The sequence below is a fragment of the Rhizobium sp. J15 genome, from assembly GCF_002531825.1.
Lineage (GTDB): Bacteria > Pseudomonadota > Alphaproteobacteria > Rhizobiales > Rhizobiaceae > Rhizobium.
Window position 1 is genome coordinate 144,555 of record NZ_NWSX01000002.1, and the last position, 17,162, is coordinate 161,716.

General features: G+C 62.6%; 13 protein-coding genes and 1 pseudogene. 4 read left to right on the plus strand and 10 right to left on the minus strand.

What is annotated here, in order from left to right; all coding sequences use genetic code 11:
- Window positions 1-174: 174 nt before the first annotated feature.
- On the minus strand, window positions 175-2,127 hold the full coding sequence (locus CO670_RS02685) for an acetoacetate--CoA ligase (RefSeq protein ID WP_097588865.1): 1,953 nt from the start codon (window positions 2,125-2,127) through the stop codon (window positions 175-177).
- Between the two features lie 230 nt (window positions 2,128-2,357).
- Here CO670_RS02685 and CO670_RS02690 point away from each other — a divergent pair, with 230 nt between their 5' ends.
- Entirely contained in the window at window positions 2,358-4,250 is a 1,893-nt protein-coding gene (locus CO670_RS02690; RefSeq protein WP_097588866.1) for an AsmA-like C-terminal region-containing protein, read from the plus strand.
- Between the two features lie 56 nt (window positions 4,251-4,306).
- Here CO670_RS02690 and CO670_RS02695 read toward each other — a convergent pair whose 3' ends face one another.
- The 5 genes from CO670_RS02695 to CO670_RS02715 all read right to left on the minus strand — a co-directional run bounded on the left by CO670_RS02695 (window position 4,307) and on the right by CO670_RS02715 (window position 9,908).
- Window positions 4,307-5,125, minus strand: coding sequence for an ABC transporter permease (locus CO670_RS02695; protein ID WP_097588867.1), 819 nt, complete (start codon window positions 5,123-5,125; stop codon window positions 4,307-4,309).
- Window positions 5,126-5,128: 3 nt separating this feature from the next.
- Window positions 5,129-6,040 (minus strand): ABC transporter permease subunit, encoded by a 912-nt coding sequence (locus CO670_RS02700; RefSeq protein WP_097588868.1) that lies wholly within the window; start codon window positions 6,038-6,040, stop codon window positions 5,129-5,131.
- Between the two features lie 4 nt (window positions 6,041-6,044).
- Window positions 6,045-7,187 (minus strand): ABC transporter ATP-binding protein, encoded by a 1,143-nt coding sequence (locus CO670_RS02705; protein WP_097589000.1) that lies wholly within the window; start codon window positions 7,185-7,187, stop codon window positions 6,045-6,047.
- A gap of 87 nt (window positions 7,188-7,274) precedes the next feature.
- A complete protein-coding gene (locus CO670_RS02710) occupies window positions 7,275-8,372 on the minus strand; it encodes a polyamine ABC transporter substrate-binding protein (protein ID WP_097588869.1) in 1,098 nt (365 codons plus the stop codon).
- Window positions 8,373-8,498: 126 nt separating this feature from the next.
- Window positions 8,499-9,908 (minus strand): XRE family transcriptional regulator, encoded by a 1,410-nt coding sequence (locus tag CO670_RS02715; RefSeq protein WP_097588870.1) that lies wholly within the window; start codon window positions 9,906-9,908, stop codon window positions 8,499-8,501.
- A gap of 289 nt (window positions 9,909-10,197) precedes the next feature.
- Between CO670_RS02715 and CO670_RS02720 the strand changes: the two are divergent.
- A pseudogene (locus CO670_RS02720) lies at window positions 10,198-10,500 on the plus strand (isocitrate lyase); the annotation flags it as partial.
- Window positions 10,501-10,521: 21 nt separating this feature from the next.
- The gene (locus tag CO670_RS02725) at window positions 10,522-10,758 is read left to right on the plus strand and encodes a hypothetical protein (protein WP_088680481.1); all 237 of its coding nucleotides are present in this window, start codon (window positions 10,522-10,524) and stop codon (window positions 10,756-10,758) included.
- An 89-nt stretch (window positions 10,759-10,847) separates the two neighbouring features.
- Here the strand turns inward: CO670_RS02725 and CO670_RS02730 are convergent, their stop codons facing one another.
- The gene (locus tag CO670_RS02730; protein ID WP_097588871.1) at window positions 10,848-11,717 is read right to left on the minus strand and encodes a LysR family transcriptional regulator; all 870 of its coding nucleotides are present in this window, start codon (window positions 11,715-11,717) and stop codon (window positions 10,848-10,850) included.
- An 89-nt stretch (window positions 11,718-11,806) separates the two neighbouring features.
- Between CO670_RS02730 and CO670_RS02735 the strand changes: the two genes are divergently transcribed.
- Window positions 11,807-12,034: a hypothetical protein gene (locus CO670_RS02735; RefSeq protein WP_097588872.1), complete on the plus strand. Its 228-nt coding sequence runs from the start codon at window positions 11,807-11,809 to the stop codon at window positions 12,032-12,034.
- Here CO670_RS02735 and CO670_RS02740 read toward each other — a convergent pair.
- From CO670_RS02740 to CO670_RS33615, 3 genes are all read right to left on the minus strand, one after another.
- Window positions 12,007-13,854: a methyl-accepting chemotaxis protein gene (locus CO670_RS02740; RefSeq protein ID WP_097588873.1), complete on the minus strand. Its 1,848-nt coding sequence runs from the start codon at window positions 13,852-13,854 to the stop codon at window positions 12,007-12,009. The genes CO670_RS02735 and CO670_RS02740 overlap by 28 nt on opposite strands.
- A 203-nt stretch (window positions 13,855-14,057) precedes the next feature.
- Entirely contained in the window at window positions 14,058-16,589 is a 2,532-nt protein-coding gene (locus tag CO670_RS02745) for a methyl-accepting chemotaxis protein (protein WP_097588874.1), read from the minus strand.
- 311 nt (window positions 16,590-16,900) lie between these two features.
- The gene (locus tag CO670_RS33615) at window positions 16,901-17,032 is read right to left on the minus strand and encodes a hypothetical protein (protein ID WP_280951315.1); all 132 of its coding nucleotides are present in this window, start codon (window positions 17,030-17,032) and stop codon (window positions 16,901-16,903) included.
- Window positions 17,033-17,162 lie beyond the last annotated feature (130 nt).

Here is a 17,162-nt window from a genome sequence, read left to right on the forward strand (position 1 = left end):
TGTTCAACAAGAGCTCAGTCGATCAACGTCATGTTTCGTAAGCCCGGAGGCTCCAGGCCGCCTCGTTCATGTGCGGCCCCCAAGTTGCTTCACCTTTGACCAACCTTTCTTAACGAAAGGTTTCCATGACAACGAATTGATGAATGGTGAAAGCTTATAGTTTACGATCCCTTATCAGGTCCGCAATTCCTCCAAGCCCGCAAAGAGCTGCAGCGCCTCGGGATTGGCGAGCGCCTCCTGGTTTTTCACCGGCCTGTTGTGGACGACTTCGCGCACGGCAAGCTCGACGATCTTGCCTGACTTGGTCCGGGGAATATCGGCGACCGCAATGATCTTTGCCGGCACATGCCGCGGCGAGGCGCCGGTGCGGATGCGCGTCTTGATCGCCTTGACGAGATCCTCGGTCAGCGTGACGCCGGATGCAAGGCGGACGAAGAGGATGACGCGCACGTCGTCGTCCCACTCCTGGCCGATGCACAGCGCCTCGGCCACTTCCTCCATCTGCTCCACCTGATTGTAGATCTCGGCCGTGCCGATACGCACGCCGCCGGGATTGAGCGTCGCATCCGAGCGGCCATGGATGACGAGGCCGCCATGCTCCGTCCATTCGGCGAAATCGCCGTGGCACCAGACATTGTCGAAGCGGTCGAAATAGGCGGCGCGATATTTGGCGCCGTCGGGATCGTTCCAGAACATGACAGGCATGGAAGGGAAGGCCTTGGTGCAGACGAGTTCGCCCTTCTCGCCGCGCACCGGCTTGCCGTCATCGTTCCAGACGTCGACCGCAAGGCCGAGGCCCGGCCCCTGGATCTCGCCGCGCCAGACCGGCTGCAGCGGATTGCCGAGCACGAAACAGGAGACGATATCGGTGCCGCCGGAGATCGAGGCGAGCTGCACATCCTTCTTGATGCCCTCATAAACGAAGGTGAAGCCCTCCGGCGACAGCGGCGAGCCGGTCGACGTCATCAGCCGCAGGCTGGAAAGATCATGGCTTTGGCGCGGCGTCAGGCCGCTCTTGCGCACGGCATCGATATATTTCGCCGAGGTGCCGAAGATCACGAATTTTTCGGCTGCGGCATAGTCGAACAGCACATTGCCGTCCGGGGCAAAGGGCGAACCATCGAACAGGCAGAGCGTGGCGCCGCTGGCGAGCCCGCTGACCAGCCAGTTCCACATCATCCAGCCGCAGGTGGTGAAGTAGAACAGCTTCTCGCCGGCCTCGAGGCCGCAATGCAGCCGCTGCTCCTTGAGATGCTGCAGGAGCGTGCCGCCGGCCGAATGAACGATGCATTTCGGCACGCCCGTCGTGCCTGAGGAAAAGAGGATGTAGAGCGGGTGGGAAAAGGCAAGCGGCGTGAACTCGACCTCCCTTGCCTCATAGGGCGCAATGAAGGCTTCGAGCGTCGAAGCCCCTGGCGTCTTGCTCGCCACCGCCCCGGCATCGCCGGCGTAGTGGACGACGATCGCCGGCACGCCCAAGCTTTTCGCCACCGCAGCGACCTTGGCGCCGACATCCTGCAGCTTGCCGGAATACCAATAGGCATCGCAGGCGATGAAGAGCTTCGGGCCGATCTGGCCGAAACGGTCGAGCACGCCCTGCTCGCCGAAATCGGGGGAGCAGGACGACCAGATGGCGCCGATCGAGGCGGCCGCGAGCATGGCGGCGACGGTCTCCGGCATGTTCGGCATCATGGCGGCGATGCGGTCGCCTTCGCGGATGCCCTGCGCTTTGAAGGCCTGCTGCAGCTTCGAGACCAGCGCGCGCAGCCGGTCCCACGACCAGCGATCCTCGACCTTGTCCTCGCCGCGAAAGATGATGGCATCGCCCCCGCCGCGGCCGGACAGCAGATTTTCGGCAAAATTCAGCGTCGCGTCGGGAAAGAAACGGGCGCCGAGCATGCTGTCGCCGTCGATAAGGATCCTTGCGCCGCGCTTTCCTTTCACACCGCAGAAATCCCAGACGGCCGACCAAAATTTCTCCCGCTCGGCAACAGACCATGCATGCAGGTCCTCAAAGCCCGAAAGCGAAAGCCCGAAGTCGGCATTGCAGCGCTCCATGAAGGCATGGATCGGGCTTTTTGCGAGGGCTTCGTCCGATGGCACCCAAAGTGGTCTGTTGTCCTGCATTCAATCCTCCTCCCCAATATCGTCTTTATATCATGCTGCATTGCATTATAAAGGCCGGAACCCGACCGGATCCGACGCCCGGCGAACACCCGGAAATCGCAATCCGTCAGCGTCGATTTCAAAATACCGGCAGCCGCGCAACGCCGGGGGATTTGCATCTAAGAGGCATTTCCTATATCCGGCGAAATCAACGCATAACGGGTTAACCGGCTGAATTACCGGCGGAGATCATGAGTACGTCAAGACATCGCAGGTGGCGCAGGAAGATCGGGCCCGTTTCGCGCTGGCTCCCGGCATTTGCGCGCCTTTCGACGCTCTTCCTCCTGATCGCGCTGGGGCTTTTCGTCGCCCTCAGGGTCGCCGCGCCCTATCTCATCTCGACCGGTTTCGTGCGCTCCGGCATCGAGGAGGCGCTGTCGAAATGGACGGGCTATCATGCCGAGATCAAGGGCAGCCCGGTTCTGGAATTCTGGCCGACGCCGCGCATCACGCTGAACCAGGTCACCATCCGCCAGCCGCGTGAGAGCGGCGACAAGCTGCTCGGCAGCGTTGAAAGCCTGTCGGCCGATTTCAGCCTGATCGACGCTCTGAGAGGCCGGACGAGCTTCCACGAATTCCACCTGCTGCGCCCGAACCTTGCGCTGACGCGTGACGAGAAGGGGCTGATCGACTGGAGCTATGCGGGGCTACTCGCGCGCGCCATCAGCGGTGTCCGCTACGAAAACGGCGCGGAGGTGCTCGATCCTGATCTTGACGCCGAGATCGGCGCGGTGACAGTCGAGGACGGCACGCTTGTCGTTACCGACGTCAGGAGCAACAAGATCTATCACTTCGACAGCGTCACGGCCGACATCGCCTGGCCGAGGCTTTCAGGCGCCATCTCGGCGGTCGTCATCGCCCGCATCAACGGCGAGGACCTGAAGATCGACTATGCCTCGCGCCAGCCGCTGCTCGCCTTTGCCGGCAGGAACGCCGAGGCCAGGACGTCGCTGACGTCAAATCTGATGACCGCACGCTTCCAGGGCGTCGCCAGCATCGCCAGCCTTTCGTCCCTTTCCGGAAACGTCGCCGTCACCATTCCCGACATGCCGCGGCTTCTCACATGGTCAGGCAAATCGATCCCCGGCATCGGCACACTGAAGAGCGCTTCGCTCGACTCCGACATCATGTCGTCCGGCAGCGGGCTGCGCTTCAACAATCTCAGCCTGTCGCTGAACGAGGCGAGCGCCACCGGCGTGATGGACCTCTCGACCGCGCCGGGCAAGCGGCCGAAGATCGGCGGCACGCTCGCCTTCGACCAGATGAACCTCAAGCCATTCCTCGACGCCTTCGCGCTGAGGCTCGCCGCCGGCGAGGCAGAGGAAATCTCCGCCGACATGAGAGAGCCGCTGAAGATGCTCGATGTCGACGTCAGGCTTTCGGCCCGCCGTGCGCAGATGGGGCTCTTCGAGCTTTCCGATCTCGGCGCCAGCATGATCGTGACCGGCGGGGAGGCGAAATTCGACATTGGCGACAGCCAGTTCGAAGGCGGTGAAATGACGGCGCATCTGGAGGCGACGCAACGCGATTTCGACGGGGGCGGGAAATTGCAGCTGTCGATCCGCAACGCCGACTTCGCTGCCCTTGCCGAACGCCTGCAGCTCAAGGGGCCGCTGCCGCTTGCGACAGGATCGCTCGATCTCGACCTGCAGTCGTCGAAGGCGATCTGGACGGCCGGTCTCGGCGACGTCACCGGCAAGCTGCACTTCTGGACGCGGGAAGGCACGATCCCCGGTATCGACGCCGGGGCGCTGCGGACCCAGGCGGCCCAAAAGCCGTTCTTTCCGCTCAGTGCCGCGGCGAGCGGCGCTTTCACCTTCGACCAGCTGGACCTTCAGGCCGATTTCGCCAACGGCTCCGCAGAAATCCGTGACGCCCGCGTCGCCGGGCCGGCGCAGACGCTGACGCTTTCCGGCGTCGTCACCTATCAGACGAACGGACTGGCGCTTTCCGGATCGCTGGAGGCGACCGACCCGGCCAAGGCGGCGGAGCTGCCGCTTCTGCCGTTCTTCGTCGGCGGCTCATGGCCGAACCCGGTCATTTCGCCGGTTCCGCTTCTCAACAGCACACCCCACGCGCAGTAGGCCGACACCGGACAGGACTTGCCGCGAAACCGCTGCACACTTTCGCGCGACACGCTTTAGGCGCCGGCGGCTGCCGCGCGCTCATCGCGCTCGCGTTGCACTTCGCGGCGCTTGGTGATGACCGAAGCACAGATGACGCCGACCGCCACGATGGCGATGAGGATCGTGCAGACCGCATTGATCTCAGGCGTCACGCCGAGACGCACCTGGCTGTAGATCTTCATTGGCAGCGTGGTCGCACCCGGACCGGAGGTGAAGCTTGCGATCACGAGATCATCCAGCGACAGGGTAAAAGCCAGTATCCAGCCGGAAAACACCGCCGGGGAAATGATCGGCAAAGTGATTTCGAAAAAGGTGCGCACCGGCGGCGCTCCCAGATCCTGCGCGGCTTCCTCGATCGACTGGTCGAAGCTCAAGAGCCGCGATTGCACCACGACGGCGACGAAGCACATGGTCAGCGTCGTATGCGCCAGCGTGATGGTCCAGAAGCCGCGATCGAAGCCGATCGCCACGAAGAGCAGCAGCAGCGACAGGCCGGTGATGACTTCCGGCATGACGAGCGGCGCATAGACCATGCCGGAGAAGAGCATGCGGCCGCGGAAGCGGGTGTAACGCACCAGCGTCAGCGCCGCCATGGTGCCGAGCACGGTCGCGAAGGTGGCCGACAGCAGGCCGACACGGATCGTCACCCAGGCGGCGTCGAGCAGCGCCTGGTTCGACAGCAGTGAAACATACCACTTGGTGGAGAAGCCGCCCCAGACGGTAACGAGCTTCGACTCGTTGAAGGAAAAGACCACCAGAAGCACGATCGGCAGATAGAGGAAGGCAAAGCCGAGCACGACGGAGATGATGTTGAAGCGGGTCCATCTCAACATGGCTTACTTCCCCCGCTCTTCGGCCTTGGCCTGCGCATTCTGGAAGAAGACGATCGGGATCACCAGGATCATGAGCAGGATCGTCGCGACCGCCGAGGAGACCGGCCAGTCTCTGTTGGCATTGAATTCGTTCCAGAGCGTCTTGCCGATCATCAGCGTCTGCGAGCCGCCGAGAAGATCGGGGATGACGAATTCACCGACGGCCGGGATGAAGACCAGCATGCAGCCGGCAATCACACCGGGGATCGACAGCGGAAAGGTGACGCGCCAGAAGGCCTGGATCGGCGTGCAGCCGAGATCCTGGGCGGCCTCGATCAGCGTGCCGTCCATCTTTTCGAGCGCCGAATAGAGCGGCAGCACCATGAAGGGCAGATAGGAATAGACGATGCCGATATAGACGGCCGTCGTGGTGTTGAGGATGATCAGCGGGCTGTCGATGATATGCAGCGACAGCAGAAGCTGGTTCAGCAATCCCTCCGGCTTCAGGATGGCAATCCATGCATAGACGCGGATCAGGAAGCTCGTCCAGAAGGGCAGGATGACCAGCATCAGCAGCGTCGGGCGAATGCTGCGCGGCGCCTGCGCCATGCCATAAGCGATCGGATAGGCGATCAGCAGCATCAGAAAGGTCGAAATACCGGCAATGACGACGCTCGAGAGATAGGCGTTGAAGTAGAGCGGGTCGTCCGTGAGGTAGCCGTAATTGTCGAAGGAGAAGGTCGCGACCTTGCTCCAGAAACCGGCCCAGCCATCGGCAAGCGAGAAGACCGGCTCGTAAGGCGGTATGGCGATCGCCGTCGTCGACAGCGAGATGCGGAAGACGATGAAGAACGGCGCCAGAAAGAACACCAGCAGCCAGGCATAGGGAATGATGATGACGAGGCGGCTGTAGAAGCGAGAGGCAAATGTTCCCATAGGCTCAATCCTTCAAGAGCACGCCGGCATTCTCATCGAAGGAGATCCAGACGTCCTGATCGTAGCCGAAGGGGTCGTCGACGGAACGCTGCGCGTTGAGAGAAGAGGCTCTGACGACTTTGCCGCTCGGCAGCTTGATATGAAAGACGGTCATGTCGCCGAGATAGGCGATATCCCAGATCTCGCCCTTGACTGAATTGACCGAGGCATTCGCGGGTGCTGCACGCGTCACACGGATCTTTTCCGGGCGGATGGCAAAACCGACCGCATTGCCGATGGCCGGTGTTTCAGCGGCGGCGCTGCGGATGGTGAAGCCGCTTTCGACCGATATTTCGACAGCGCCGTTTCCAGATGCCGCCACCTTGCCGTCGAAGATGTTCACGTCGCCGATGAAATCCGCGACGAAGCGGGAATTCGGCGCCTCGTAGATTTCGGCGGGCGTTGCGACCTGCACCACCTTGCCGTGGCTCATGACGGCGATGCGGTCGGCCATGGTCATCGCCTCTTCCTGGTCGTGGGTGACGACGACGAAGGTGAGGCCGAGGTTCTGCTGCAGGTCCATCAGCTCGAACTGGGTTTCCTCGCGCAGCTTCTTGTCGAGCGCGCCGAGCGGCTCGTCGAGCAGCAGCACCTTCGGGCGCTTGGCGAGCGAACGGGCGAGCGCCACGCGCTGGCGCTGGCCGCCGGAGAGCTGGTTCGGCTTGCGGGAGGCGAATTGCTCGAGTTTGACGAGCTTCAGCATCTGCGCGACGCGTTCGGCCATTTCGTCCTTCGGCATGCCATCCTGCTTCAGACCGAAGGCAATGTTCTTCTCGACCGTCATGTGCGGGAAAAGCGCGTAGGACTGGAACATCATGTTGACCGGCCGCTTGTAAGGCGGCGTGCCGGCAAGATCGGTGCCGTCGAGGACGATTTCGCCCGAAGTCGGCTGTTCGAAGCCGGCGAGCATGCGCAGAAGCGTCGACTTTCCGCAGCCGGACGCGCCGAGCAGCGCGAAGAACTCGCGGTGATAGATGTTGAGCGAGAGATCGTCGACGGCGGTGAAATTGCCGAAGCGCTTGGTGACATTCTTGAAAGCGATGAAAGGTTTTGCGGACGGATCGGTCCAGGGTGCGAAAGCGCGGCGGATATTGCCCAAAGATTTCATCATTATTCCCCGAAAAATATGCAGCCGGCTTCCACCCGGGCCGGGAATTGAAAGGCCCGGACGTTGCCGTCCGGGCCTGGCATCAAATTACTGGCCGGTGACGACCTTCGTCCAGATTCGCGTCGCGGTGCGCTGCGTCTTCGGATCCCACGGCTTGACGGTGAAGAGGTTCTTCATCACCTCCTCCGTCGGATAGACAGCCGGATCCTCCAGCACTTCCTTGCTGATAAACTGCTGGGAAGCCTTGTTGCCGTTCGCATAGAAGGTGTGGTCGCTCGCCTTGGCGATGACCTCGGGCTTCATCATGTAATTCAGGAACTCATGCGCTTCGGCCACATGCGGCGCATCGGCCGGGATCGCCATCATGTCGAACCACATCTGGGCGCCCTGCACGGGGATCGAGTAGTTGACCTCGACGCCGTTCTTGGCTTCGGCCGCGCGGTCGCGGGCCTGCAGCATGTCGCCGGAATAACCGAAGGCGATGCAGATGTCGCCGTTGGCAAGGGCGTTGATATATTCGGACGAATGGAACTTGCGGATATAGGGGCGCACCGCCGTCAGCAGTTCCTCGACCTTCTGGAAATCCTCGGCCTTGGTGGAGTTCGGATCGAGGCCGAGATAACGCAGGGCCGTCGTCATGACGTCCTTCGGGGTGTCGAGCACGTAAATGCCGCAGTCCTTGAACTTTTCGGCGACCTTCGGATCGAAGATCACTTCCAGACCGGGCTTGGCATCGGGACCGAGGATTTCGGCGACCTTCTTGACGTTGTAGCCGATGCCGTCGGTGCCCCACATGTAATCGACCGCATATTCATTGCCCGGATCGTAGGCCGCGGTGCGCTGCAGGATCACGTCCCACATGTTGGAAAGGTTGGGCAGTTTGGACTTGTCGAGCTTCTGGAAGACACCGGCCTGGATCTGGCGCTGCAGGAAGTCGGCTGTCGGAACAACGACGTCATAACCGGTGCCGCCGGCGAGCAGCTTGGTTTCCACGGTCTCGTTCGAATCGAAGGTGTCGTAGACGACCTTGATGCCCGTCTCCTTCGTGAAATCGGTCAGGATGCTGTCGTCGATATAATCCGACCAGTTGTAGACATTGACCACGCGGTCCTGCGCAAAGGCCGGAGCGGCAGCAAGGAGCGCGGCAACGGCGGCGGCCGTCACGCTTGGGATGATTGACCTCATGACTTCTCCTGTTTGTTCAAAGAGCCCGCACCCCCGGACGTCTTTTCCCTCTGGTTTTGCTCGCAGACTAAGAAGGAATTTCGCAGCCCACAAGCGCAAAATCCTGCGTCTTCAACGATTTCACAATCACTGGAAATCGAAGGCGCTAAGCCCCGCCACCATCTCATCGAGCCCGAGCGGCCTCGTCACCGGTGGCTCGGCGCGGGAAAGACAGCCGCGCCGCTCGCAGAGGCGGCAGGCCGGACCGATCGTGACCGGCTCGAGCGCCGTCGCCTGCCCGTAAACCAGCCCCTCGCCGAGGGTCGCGTCACAGCCGATCAGGATCGCGGTGCGCCTCACCCTTTCGCCGAATTCGACGCTCGGCCCCTCCAGCGTACGGGCGACCGTCAGGAAGGATGCACCATCCGGCATGACGACGGTCTCGGCGAGGATCTGGCCCGGCTGCAGGAAAGCGGCATGGATGTTGAGCTTCGGGCAGCCGCCGCCGAAACCGGCCTGCGGGAAACCCTGGGCGCCGGCTCTGCGCAGCCGGTGGCCTGCGGCATCGATCTCGATCAGGAAGAAGGGGATCGCGGCGGCGCCGGGGCGCTGCAGCATAGTAAGCCGTGCGGCGGCATGGCCGAAGGAAACGCCGAAGCGGGCCCGCAATATGTCGATGTCGTAGCGTGTCGATTTCGCCGCCGACAGAAAAGCCTCGTAGGGCATTGCGAGCGCCAGCGCGGCGATGCGGGCAAGCTCGAAACGGGCGATGCGGCGCGCCTCGGCCGAAGAGAGCGAGAGATCGTCGAGTTCGGCATCGATGGCCGGCAGCAACGCGAGCGTGACGGCCTCGACGGCAATTTCATGGGCGCGGTCCGCCTGCGACAGGCGTTCGGAGATGAAGAGCCGCATCGAGTGGCGATCGAAACGGCGGCGCAGATCCGGCATGACGTGCACCGGCAGGACACGCACGGCAATGCCGCGCTCGGTGCGCAGCCAATCCTTCAGCCCGGCGCCGAGATCGGTCCCGCCGGGAAGCGTTGCGGCAAAGGCTTCCGCCGCCGTCTCGATCCGGGCGAAATAGCCGGACCGGCGCTCCAGCGTCTCGCGCACCTCATCGAGCGGCAATCGGCCGGCGGCGATCGGCGCATGGCCTTCGGCGGCCATCAGCGCCGTCAGGTCGGAAAGTCTCGCCGCCTGCTCGCGATAGGCGCGATAGAGCTTGATCATACCGCTTGCGGCATTGGGCGCGGCTTCAGCCACCTCCACCAGTTCCTGGTCGCCGGGCAACTCACCTGCCAGCAGCGGATCGGCAAAAACTTCCTTGAGCTGACCGAGACTGCCGCCGGTCTGGCCCCGCAGCTCCTCCAGGTCGACCCTGTAGACCGACGCGAGCTTAAGAAGAAGCTGCACCGTCAGCGGCCGCTGGTTGCGCTCGATCAGATTCAGATAGGAGGGCGAGATCTCCAGCGCTTCGGCCATGGCCGTCTGCGTCAGCGCCAACGCATTGCGGATGCGCCTTACTTTCGCGCCGGCAAATATCTTTCGTTCCGCCATGTCACACCCTTTGACAAGCGAGGCGAGCCGTATTTACAAGAATTTACAAATTCACAGCGCCCCACTGTCAATCCTCCTCATCTTAACCTCTTTTCGGCCCGGAAATCAAAGGTTTTTCTGGCTATCTCAAGCGATATTGTCAATCTTGTCACGCATCCACTTTGCATTGAACTTCAGCGAGGAGAGCGGCATGACCGATTTTTACAAACTCGCCCAAACACGTCGGCAACCCGTTTCGCCGGCATCGAGAGGCCCTACTCCGCCGATGACGTGCAGCGGCTCAGGGGCCAACCTGGACGAGGCGACGATCGCCAAGTTCCAGCGTGAGCTCGGCGCGATGGGCTCCAAGCTGAACTACGGCATGTACGAGCTGGCGCGCGGCTATCGGCAGCAGCAGATGTCGGCCTATTCCGAGCTGCAGGAGGCGGAGTTCGCCGCCGAGGTCAACGGCTACACCGCCACCAAACATCAGCGCGAGGTCGGCACCGGCTATTTCGACGCCGTCTCGCTCGCCATCACCGGCGGCCGGTCTTCGACCACGGCGATGCATAATTCAACCGAGCATGCGCAGTTCAAACCGGCTGCGGAATAACCCGAAGAGGAGGAGAAGACCATGGCATCCATCGCACGCGTCCGGGAACGGGCCGAGGAGCAGGCAAGCAGCATGAGCGACGACCAGCAGACGACGATCCGCATGCTCGCCAACGACCTGCACCGGCTGAACCAATCCGTCATGAAAGCCGTCGAGGCCGGCGTCTCGGTCGAGCTGGTGCGCTCGGCCCGTCATCATGGCGGCGACGGCAACTGGGGCGACCTGCTGATCCCGGTCGTCGTCACCAACCGGCATTGACGAAAGAGGCGGCCCGGCTGGTTCGGGCCCCAGCCATCAGTCGAAGCGCCCGCGTGTCCCGGAGATGCGCGGGCGCTTCATCGTGAACCTCAGCCTCGGCTTGGCCGCTTTCCGGCGAAGAGATCGGCATAACTTCTGATGAGCTTCGTCATGCGGTCCGCGACCGTGCGGATCTCCGGGCGATGACGGTCCTCGGCATTCATGACGATCCATTGCCGGTGGCGCAATTCCGGCAGCTCGCTGCCCTGGCGCTGCAGCTCGGGATGAAGATCGCCGACGAAACAGGGCAGCACCGCCTTGCCGGCGCCGGCGCGCACGAGATCGGGCAGCGAACGCGGCCGGTTGACGGTGGCGACGATGCCGGCGGCGGCATTGGCGTGCGGCCAGCGCAGATAGGCCGATATCGCCTCCTCCTCGGCGACCGCGATCCAGCGCTCGTCGGTTTCGGCGGCATTGCGCCTGACATAAACGGCATAGGCCACCTCGCCGAGCAGACGCGCGGCAAGATTGGCTTCCGCCGGCTCGAAGGCGCGAATTCCGATATCGCTCTCACGATAGGCAAGGCTCGCGCGCGCCTCGCCGATGGTCAGCGCGATGGCGAAGGCATCGCCCGGCATGCGGATTGCGGCGAAATTCTCCGTCAGCAGCCAGGCGACCCAGGTGCCGGCGGCAACCCTGACGGTCGTGGCGCCCTCGCCGGATTGCCGCCATGCTTCCACCTTGCGGGCAGCGGCTTCCATTTCCTGAAGATGATCGAGCAGCGCCTGGCCATCCTGCGTCAGGCGGTAGCCGGTCTGGCTGCGCGAAAACAGGGCACGACCGATCTCCTGTTCGAGATCGAGCATGCGCCGGCCAACGGTTGCGGGGCTGAGTCCGCTTGCGGTGCTCGCCCCGGTCAGCCCGCCGAGCCGGGCCACTTGCAAGAAAAGCTGGTAGGAATCCCAGTTGGCGTTTTTCATTGGTGAAAAACATAGTGGAATTTCTTCTATTTATGAAGAGAAATTTGACGCTTAAATCAGGTGATGTCTTGCAATGAAAGGACATTCCCATGATCGACATGGTCGCAATCGCAGCCATCCGCGATACTCAATATTCCTGGCGATGCCGTTCGAAGCTGCGCGAGGATGAATTCTATGCCGAATTCGGAGACAGTCCGCTTGTTCGTTTCGCCACCTGGCTGACATCAGTCGATCTCAGATGGCGAGAAGGCCGCACGCCGCCGGCCCAAACCGACGGCGGCTGCGGGGTTCAGGCGACCTTCCTGGCCGTCAGGTGAGCGGATGCGGGCTCTGCGCCGATACGGAAGCGCTCAATCAACGTCATCAATGTATCGGCCTCGCCCGCCAGCAGACGGCTTGCCTGCGTCGTTTCGGCCACCATCGAGGCGTTCTTCTGGGTCATCTGGTCCATGGCATTGACCGAACCGTTGACCTCCTGCAGCGCGGCGGACTGATCCCGGCTTGCGGTGGCGATGGTTTCGACATGACCGCTGATCGCGATGATCTCATGGCTGATCGAGGCAAGCACGCTGCCGGTCTTCTGGACCAGCTCGGAGCCTGCGGTCACTTCCCGGCTGGATGTCTCGATGAGCGACTTGATTTCGCGGGCCGCATCGGCCGAACGCTGGGCGAGTTCGCGCACCTCCTGGGCGACGACGGCAAAACCCTTGCCCGCCTCGCCGGCGCGCGCCGCCTCGATGCCGGCGTTCAGCGCCAGGAGATTGGTCTGGAAGGCAATGTCGTCGATCACCTCGATGATCTGCTCGATGCGCTGCGAGGCCTCCTCGATGCGCTCCATGGCGGCGACGGCGTCGCCAACGACGGCGCCGGAGTTGTCGGCCGTTTTCTTGGTGGTAGCGACCACATTGTTCGCTTCCCGGGCACGCTCGGCGGAAGAACGAACCGTCACGGTGATCTCCTCGACTGCGGCGGCGGTCTCCTCCAGGCTGGCCGCCTGGGCCTCGGTGCGCTTGGAAAGCTCGTCGGCGGAGGCGGAGACGGCGCCGCTGTTGCGCTGGATCGTCGAGGCGCTGTCGCGGATACCCGACAGCGTATCCTGGAGCCGCAGCAGGGACGCGTTGAAATCGACGCGCAGCTGTTCGAGCCGGCCGACGAAAGGCGTGCCGATCGTCTGGGAGACATCGCCCTGCGACAGGCGCCCGAGACCGGCGGCCAGCTGGTTGACGGCAAAATCGATCTGGCCGTCGAGCGAGCGCTTGTCGGCATCGTTCCTGGCGCGTTCGGCATCGCTCAACGCACGCTGTTCGGCGGCCTGTGTTTCCAGATCGCGCTTGGCGCGGGCGCTGTCGCGGAAGAGCGCCAAGGCCCGGCCGATCTCGCCGAACTCGTTCTTCTTGGCGATGCAGGGAACCTCTCCCTCGAGATTGCCCGAGGAGATCGAATGGACGCTCGCGGTCAGCGCCAGAAGCGGCTTCACCGACAGCCGGATCGTATAATAGGCGAGAACGCCGACGAGCAGCATGACGATGAGGCCGACGCCGAGAACCAGCATCTGCAGCTCATTCAGGCGCTCGTAATAGACTTCCATCGGAATGCCGATGAAGAGAAGGCCGACATTGGCGTTCGATGCGTTCTTGATCGGGAAGTAGCCGGTCATGAACTTGCGGCCGAAAAGATCCGCCGGGCCGTAATAGGCTTCGCCCTTGGCGAGAACCGGCTGGGCGGGGTGATTGGCGACGAGCTTGGTGCCGACGGCGCGCTCGCCGTTTTCCTTCTTGACGTTCGTCGATATGCGGACGTAGTCGCTGCCCTCTTTCTGGAAGATGGTCGCTACACCCGCGATCGACTGCGCCGTGCGGTCGACCAGCGAATGATCGGCAAGGGCCGGAATGGCGTCTTCGGTGACGGCGGCAAGCTGATTGTCTTTGACTTCGATCTTGGCTGCCTGGTCGGCCGCGCCATAGAGGACGGCCATCGCGCGGGTGGCGTTCCTGGCGTCGGCAACGGCCCCGTCCATGACATGGTAGCTCAGATTGTAATAGGTCGCGCCGACGATGGCGGCGGTGCTGACAGCCAGCAGAAACAGCGTGATCGCGACGATCTGGCGTACGATCGACGTAGAGAAAAGGCGCAGCATCAAAACCCCCGGCCAAGACAAGCAATGCTAAATTAGCCGAAAAGCGTTAAGGAAAATTTTCGGTGAATCAGGGCCGCCGGAGATAGCGATCCGCTTCGTTTCAGGACGTTTCCGCCTCCCGGCGGAGCACGATTTTCAAGGCGCGGACAAACGAAAATGGCCCCGGAAGACCGGGGCCATTCGAATGAGAATGGGATCGATGATCAGGCGGCGCGGTAGACAGGCGCTTCGGCCGCCTCGCCGTCGATCTTGAACTGCTGGATGAGGCGGCGCAGCGAACCCGCCTCGTCGGCGAGCTCGCGGCTGGCGGCGGTGGTCTCTTCCACCATCGCGGCATTCTGCTGCGTCATCTGGTCCATCTGGTTGACCGTCGCATTGACGCTCTGCAGCGCGTTCGACTGATCGTGGCTGGCGCGGGCGATCATCTCGACATGCTGGCTGATCGTGACGATCTGGGCGCTGATCTTGGCGAGCACCGTGCCGGTCTCCTGCACGAACTGCGAGCCGGAGCTGACCTCGTTGGTCGACTTGTTGATCAGGCCCTTGATTTCCTGGGCCGCGGCTGCGGAGCGCTGGGCGAGTTCGCGCACCTCCATGGCGACGACCGCAAAGCCCTTGCCCGCCTCGCCGGCGCGCGCCGCCTCGATGCCGGCGTTGAGCGCCAGGAGGTTGGTCTGGAAGGCGATCTCGTCGATGACGCAGATGATCTGCTCGATCTGGCGCGAGGCATCCTCGATGCGGCCCATCGCATCAATGGCGTTGCTGACGACGACGGCGGAGTCATCGGCGCTGCGCTTGGCCTGGCGGACGATCTGGTCGGCATCCTTGGCGCGTTCGGCCGACGACCGGACCGTGACGGTGATCTGATCGACGGCGGCCGCGGTCTCCTCGAGCGAGGCAGCCTGCTGTTCGGTGCGCTTGGAAAGATCCTCGGCCGACTGGGCCATCTGGTTGCCGTTGCCCTGGATGAGTTCGACATTGTCGCGGATCTGGCTCATCGTTGCCTGCAGGCGCATCATCGACCCGTTGAAATCCTGGCGCAGCTGTTCGAGGCGGCCGATGAAGGGCGTTTCGATCGTCGTCGAGATATCGCCCTGCGACATGCGTTCGAGGCCGGCGGCGAGCTGGTTGACCGCGAATTCGATCTGACGATCCATCTCCCGCTTTTCGGCATCGTTGCGCTGGCGCTCGTGTTCGGCGGCGGCGCGCTCCTCGTCGCTCTGCTCCTCGATGCGGATCTTCGAGATGGCGTTTTCCTTGAAGATGCCGAGGGCGCGGGCCATGTCGCCGATTTCGTCGTAACGCTTCTCGCCGGAGATGCTGGTGTCCAGCGCTCCTTCGGCGATGCGGCGCATGGCGGCGGTGATCTGGCTGATCGGGCGCTGCAGCGTCAGCACCAGGGCGATGCCGCCGAGGATCGAGAGCAGGATGCCGAGGCCGGTGGTCATGACGGAGATGCTGTTAGCCTGGGTGCGCTCGGTTCCGGCCGTCTGCTTCTGCAGCTCGGCGAAATCGGTGAGCTTCCTCCAGATATCGTCAAGTTCCTGACGAGCCGCAGCATAGGCCGCGACACGCTGGCCGATCGTATCGACGATCTTGGAGCCGCCGCCGGAGATCACATCGAGCGCCGGCTGGATCGCGCCGGAAATGCCTTCGGCAAAGCCCATGCCCTTGGCGCTGGTGGTCAGCACCTGCATGTCCTTGCCAAGCGTGCCGGCCTGCTGCTGCAGACGCACGAGGTTCTCCTTGCTCGAGTTGGCGAGGAAATCGGAAAGAACGATCTGCAGCGAATAGACGGAGTTTTCGAGGCGCCGTGTATCCTGGAGGACGGAGTTGGTCTGGGCGATGCGGCCTTCGAGATCGGCGAAGCGCTGCGTCGCCTCGCGCATCTTCTGCGTCGCGGTCAGCTGCGTATAGGTGGATGTCTGGCGGAAGCGCGAAACGAGACGGCCGAGCTCGGCGATGTTCTCGTCGGTCGGCGCCGGCATCTCGGTGATCGTCTTGATACTGTCGATGGTCGCGGCCAGCGAATCGATGACGTTTTTCTGGTTGGTGGGAACCGAGATGGCGATCAGGCGCTGGGACTTCGTAATCTGAGGCAGCTGTTCCTTGATGTAGGCGATCTTGTCCTGTGGCGTCTGCGGCTTGCTGTAGCCGCTGGCGACGCTGCCGAGGAAATCGCCGCCCTTCAGCAGGCGGTCGGCCGTGCGAAGGGTGATGGTGGCGTCGCCTTCGTCGCGCTGGAGCGCGGTCTGCAGCTCGTCGGCCTGGTAGGAGACCGTGAAGCGGGTGCTGATCAGGCTCTTCTGCGCCGCGTCGATCGACTGGTGCAGCGCCACTTCCTGCTCGTGCAGCGCCCAGAGCTTGTCGACGACGCCTGAAATGTCCTTGGTGCGGCGCGACGCTTCGGCAAGGCTGTCGCGGCCGGCAGCCTGTTCGCCGACCTGGTTCAGCGTCTGGTCGAGCACGCCCTGCTGGGTCTTCAGATCCGCAAGCAGCTTGTCGCGCGCTTGCTGGCTGGTGATGCGCAGGAAATCGTCCATGGAACCGTAGAGATCCTTGAAGCCGCTCAGCGACTGCAGGACGCTGTTGGAGATCTCCATGCGGCCCTGCAGAAGGCCCGACGCGTAGAGGCCGGTCAGGCCCACCGCCGAAATGGTGACCACGAAGGGCAGAACGAAGATCAGAACCTTCGTCTTGATCCTGAAACGGGAAAGAATCTTATCAATCAACATGGCGTTCCGGGCCTTTCATACATCACTCCTCCCGCAGGCGGCCACATGGCGCCAGCCGGGTACGCATCGAGATGTGCTTGTTTACACTGGGGAACCCGGAGGCCAGGCGGCAGTCATTGCCAATTCATTTCCAAGCAACTTGGAGACGCCCAAAACATTCGTGGGCAATTGTGTCGGATTAGTTATTAATTTTCGGATAAGCGGTAAGGCAGAGTTAAGCCAAGGTGGTGAAATAGTTGTAAATTATGGCCCGCGGCCAGCAGGCCGCGAAGACGACATCACACGGGTCCGTTCCGTGCCTGCCGGCAAGATCAGAGGAAGTGGGAGAGCAGCAGTGCGAGGCTGGCGGCGGTGGCGCCGGCGGCGAGCATGAGATAGTGCAGGGCGGTCGGCTTTGCCTTGGCAATTGCGATGGCGCGGGCGCGTCGTGCGTTTCTGGTCATGCTCGAAACCTCACTTCTCATGTGACACAACAATCCAACAAATCGGCCAGTCCGTAAAGCTTAATTTAGAAAGAGCTATGCAAACCGCCAATTAAGACAGGATGGCGCACCTCTATTAAGAAGTCTTGAA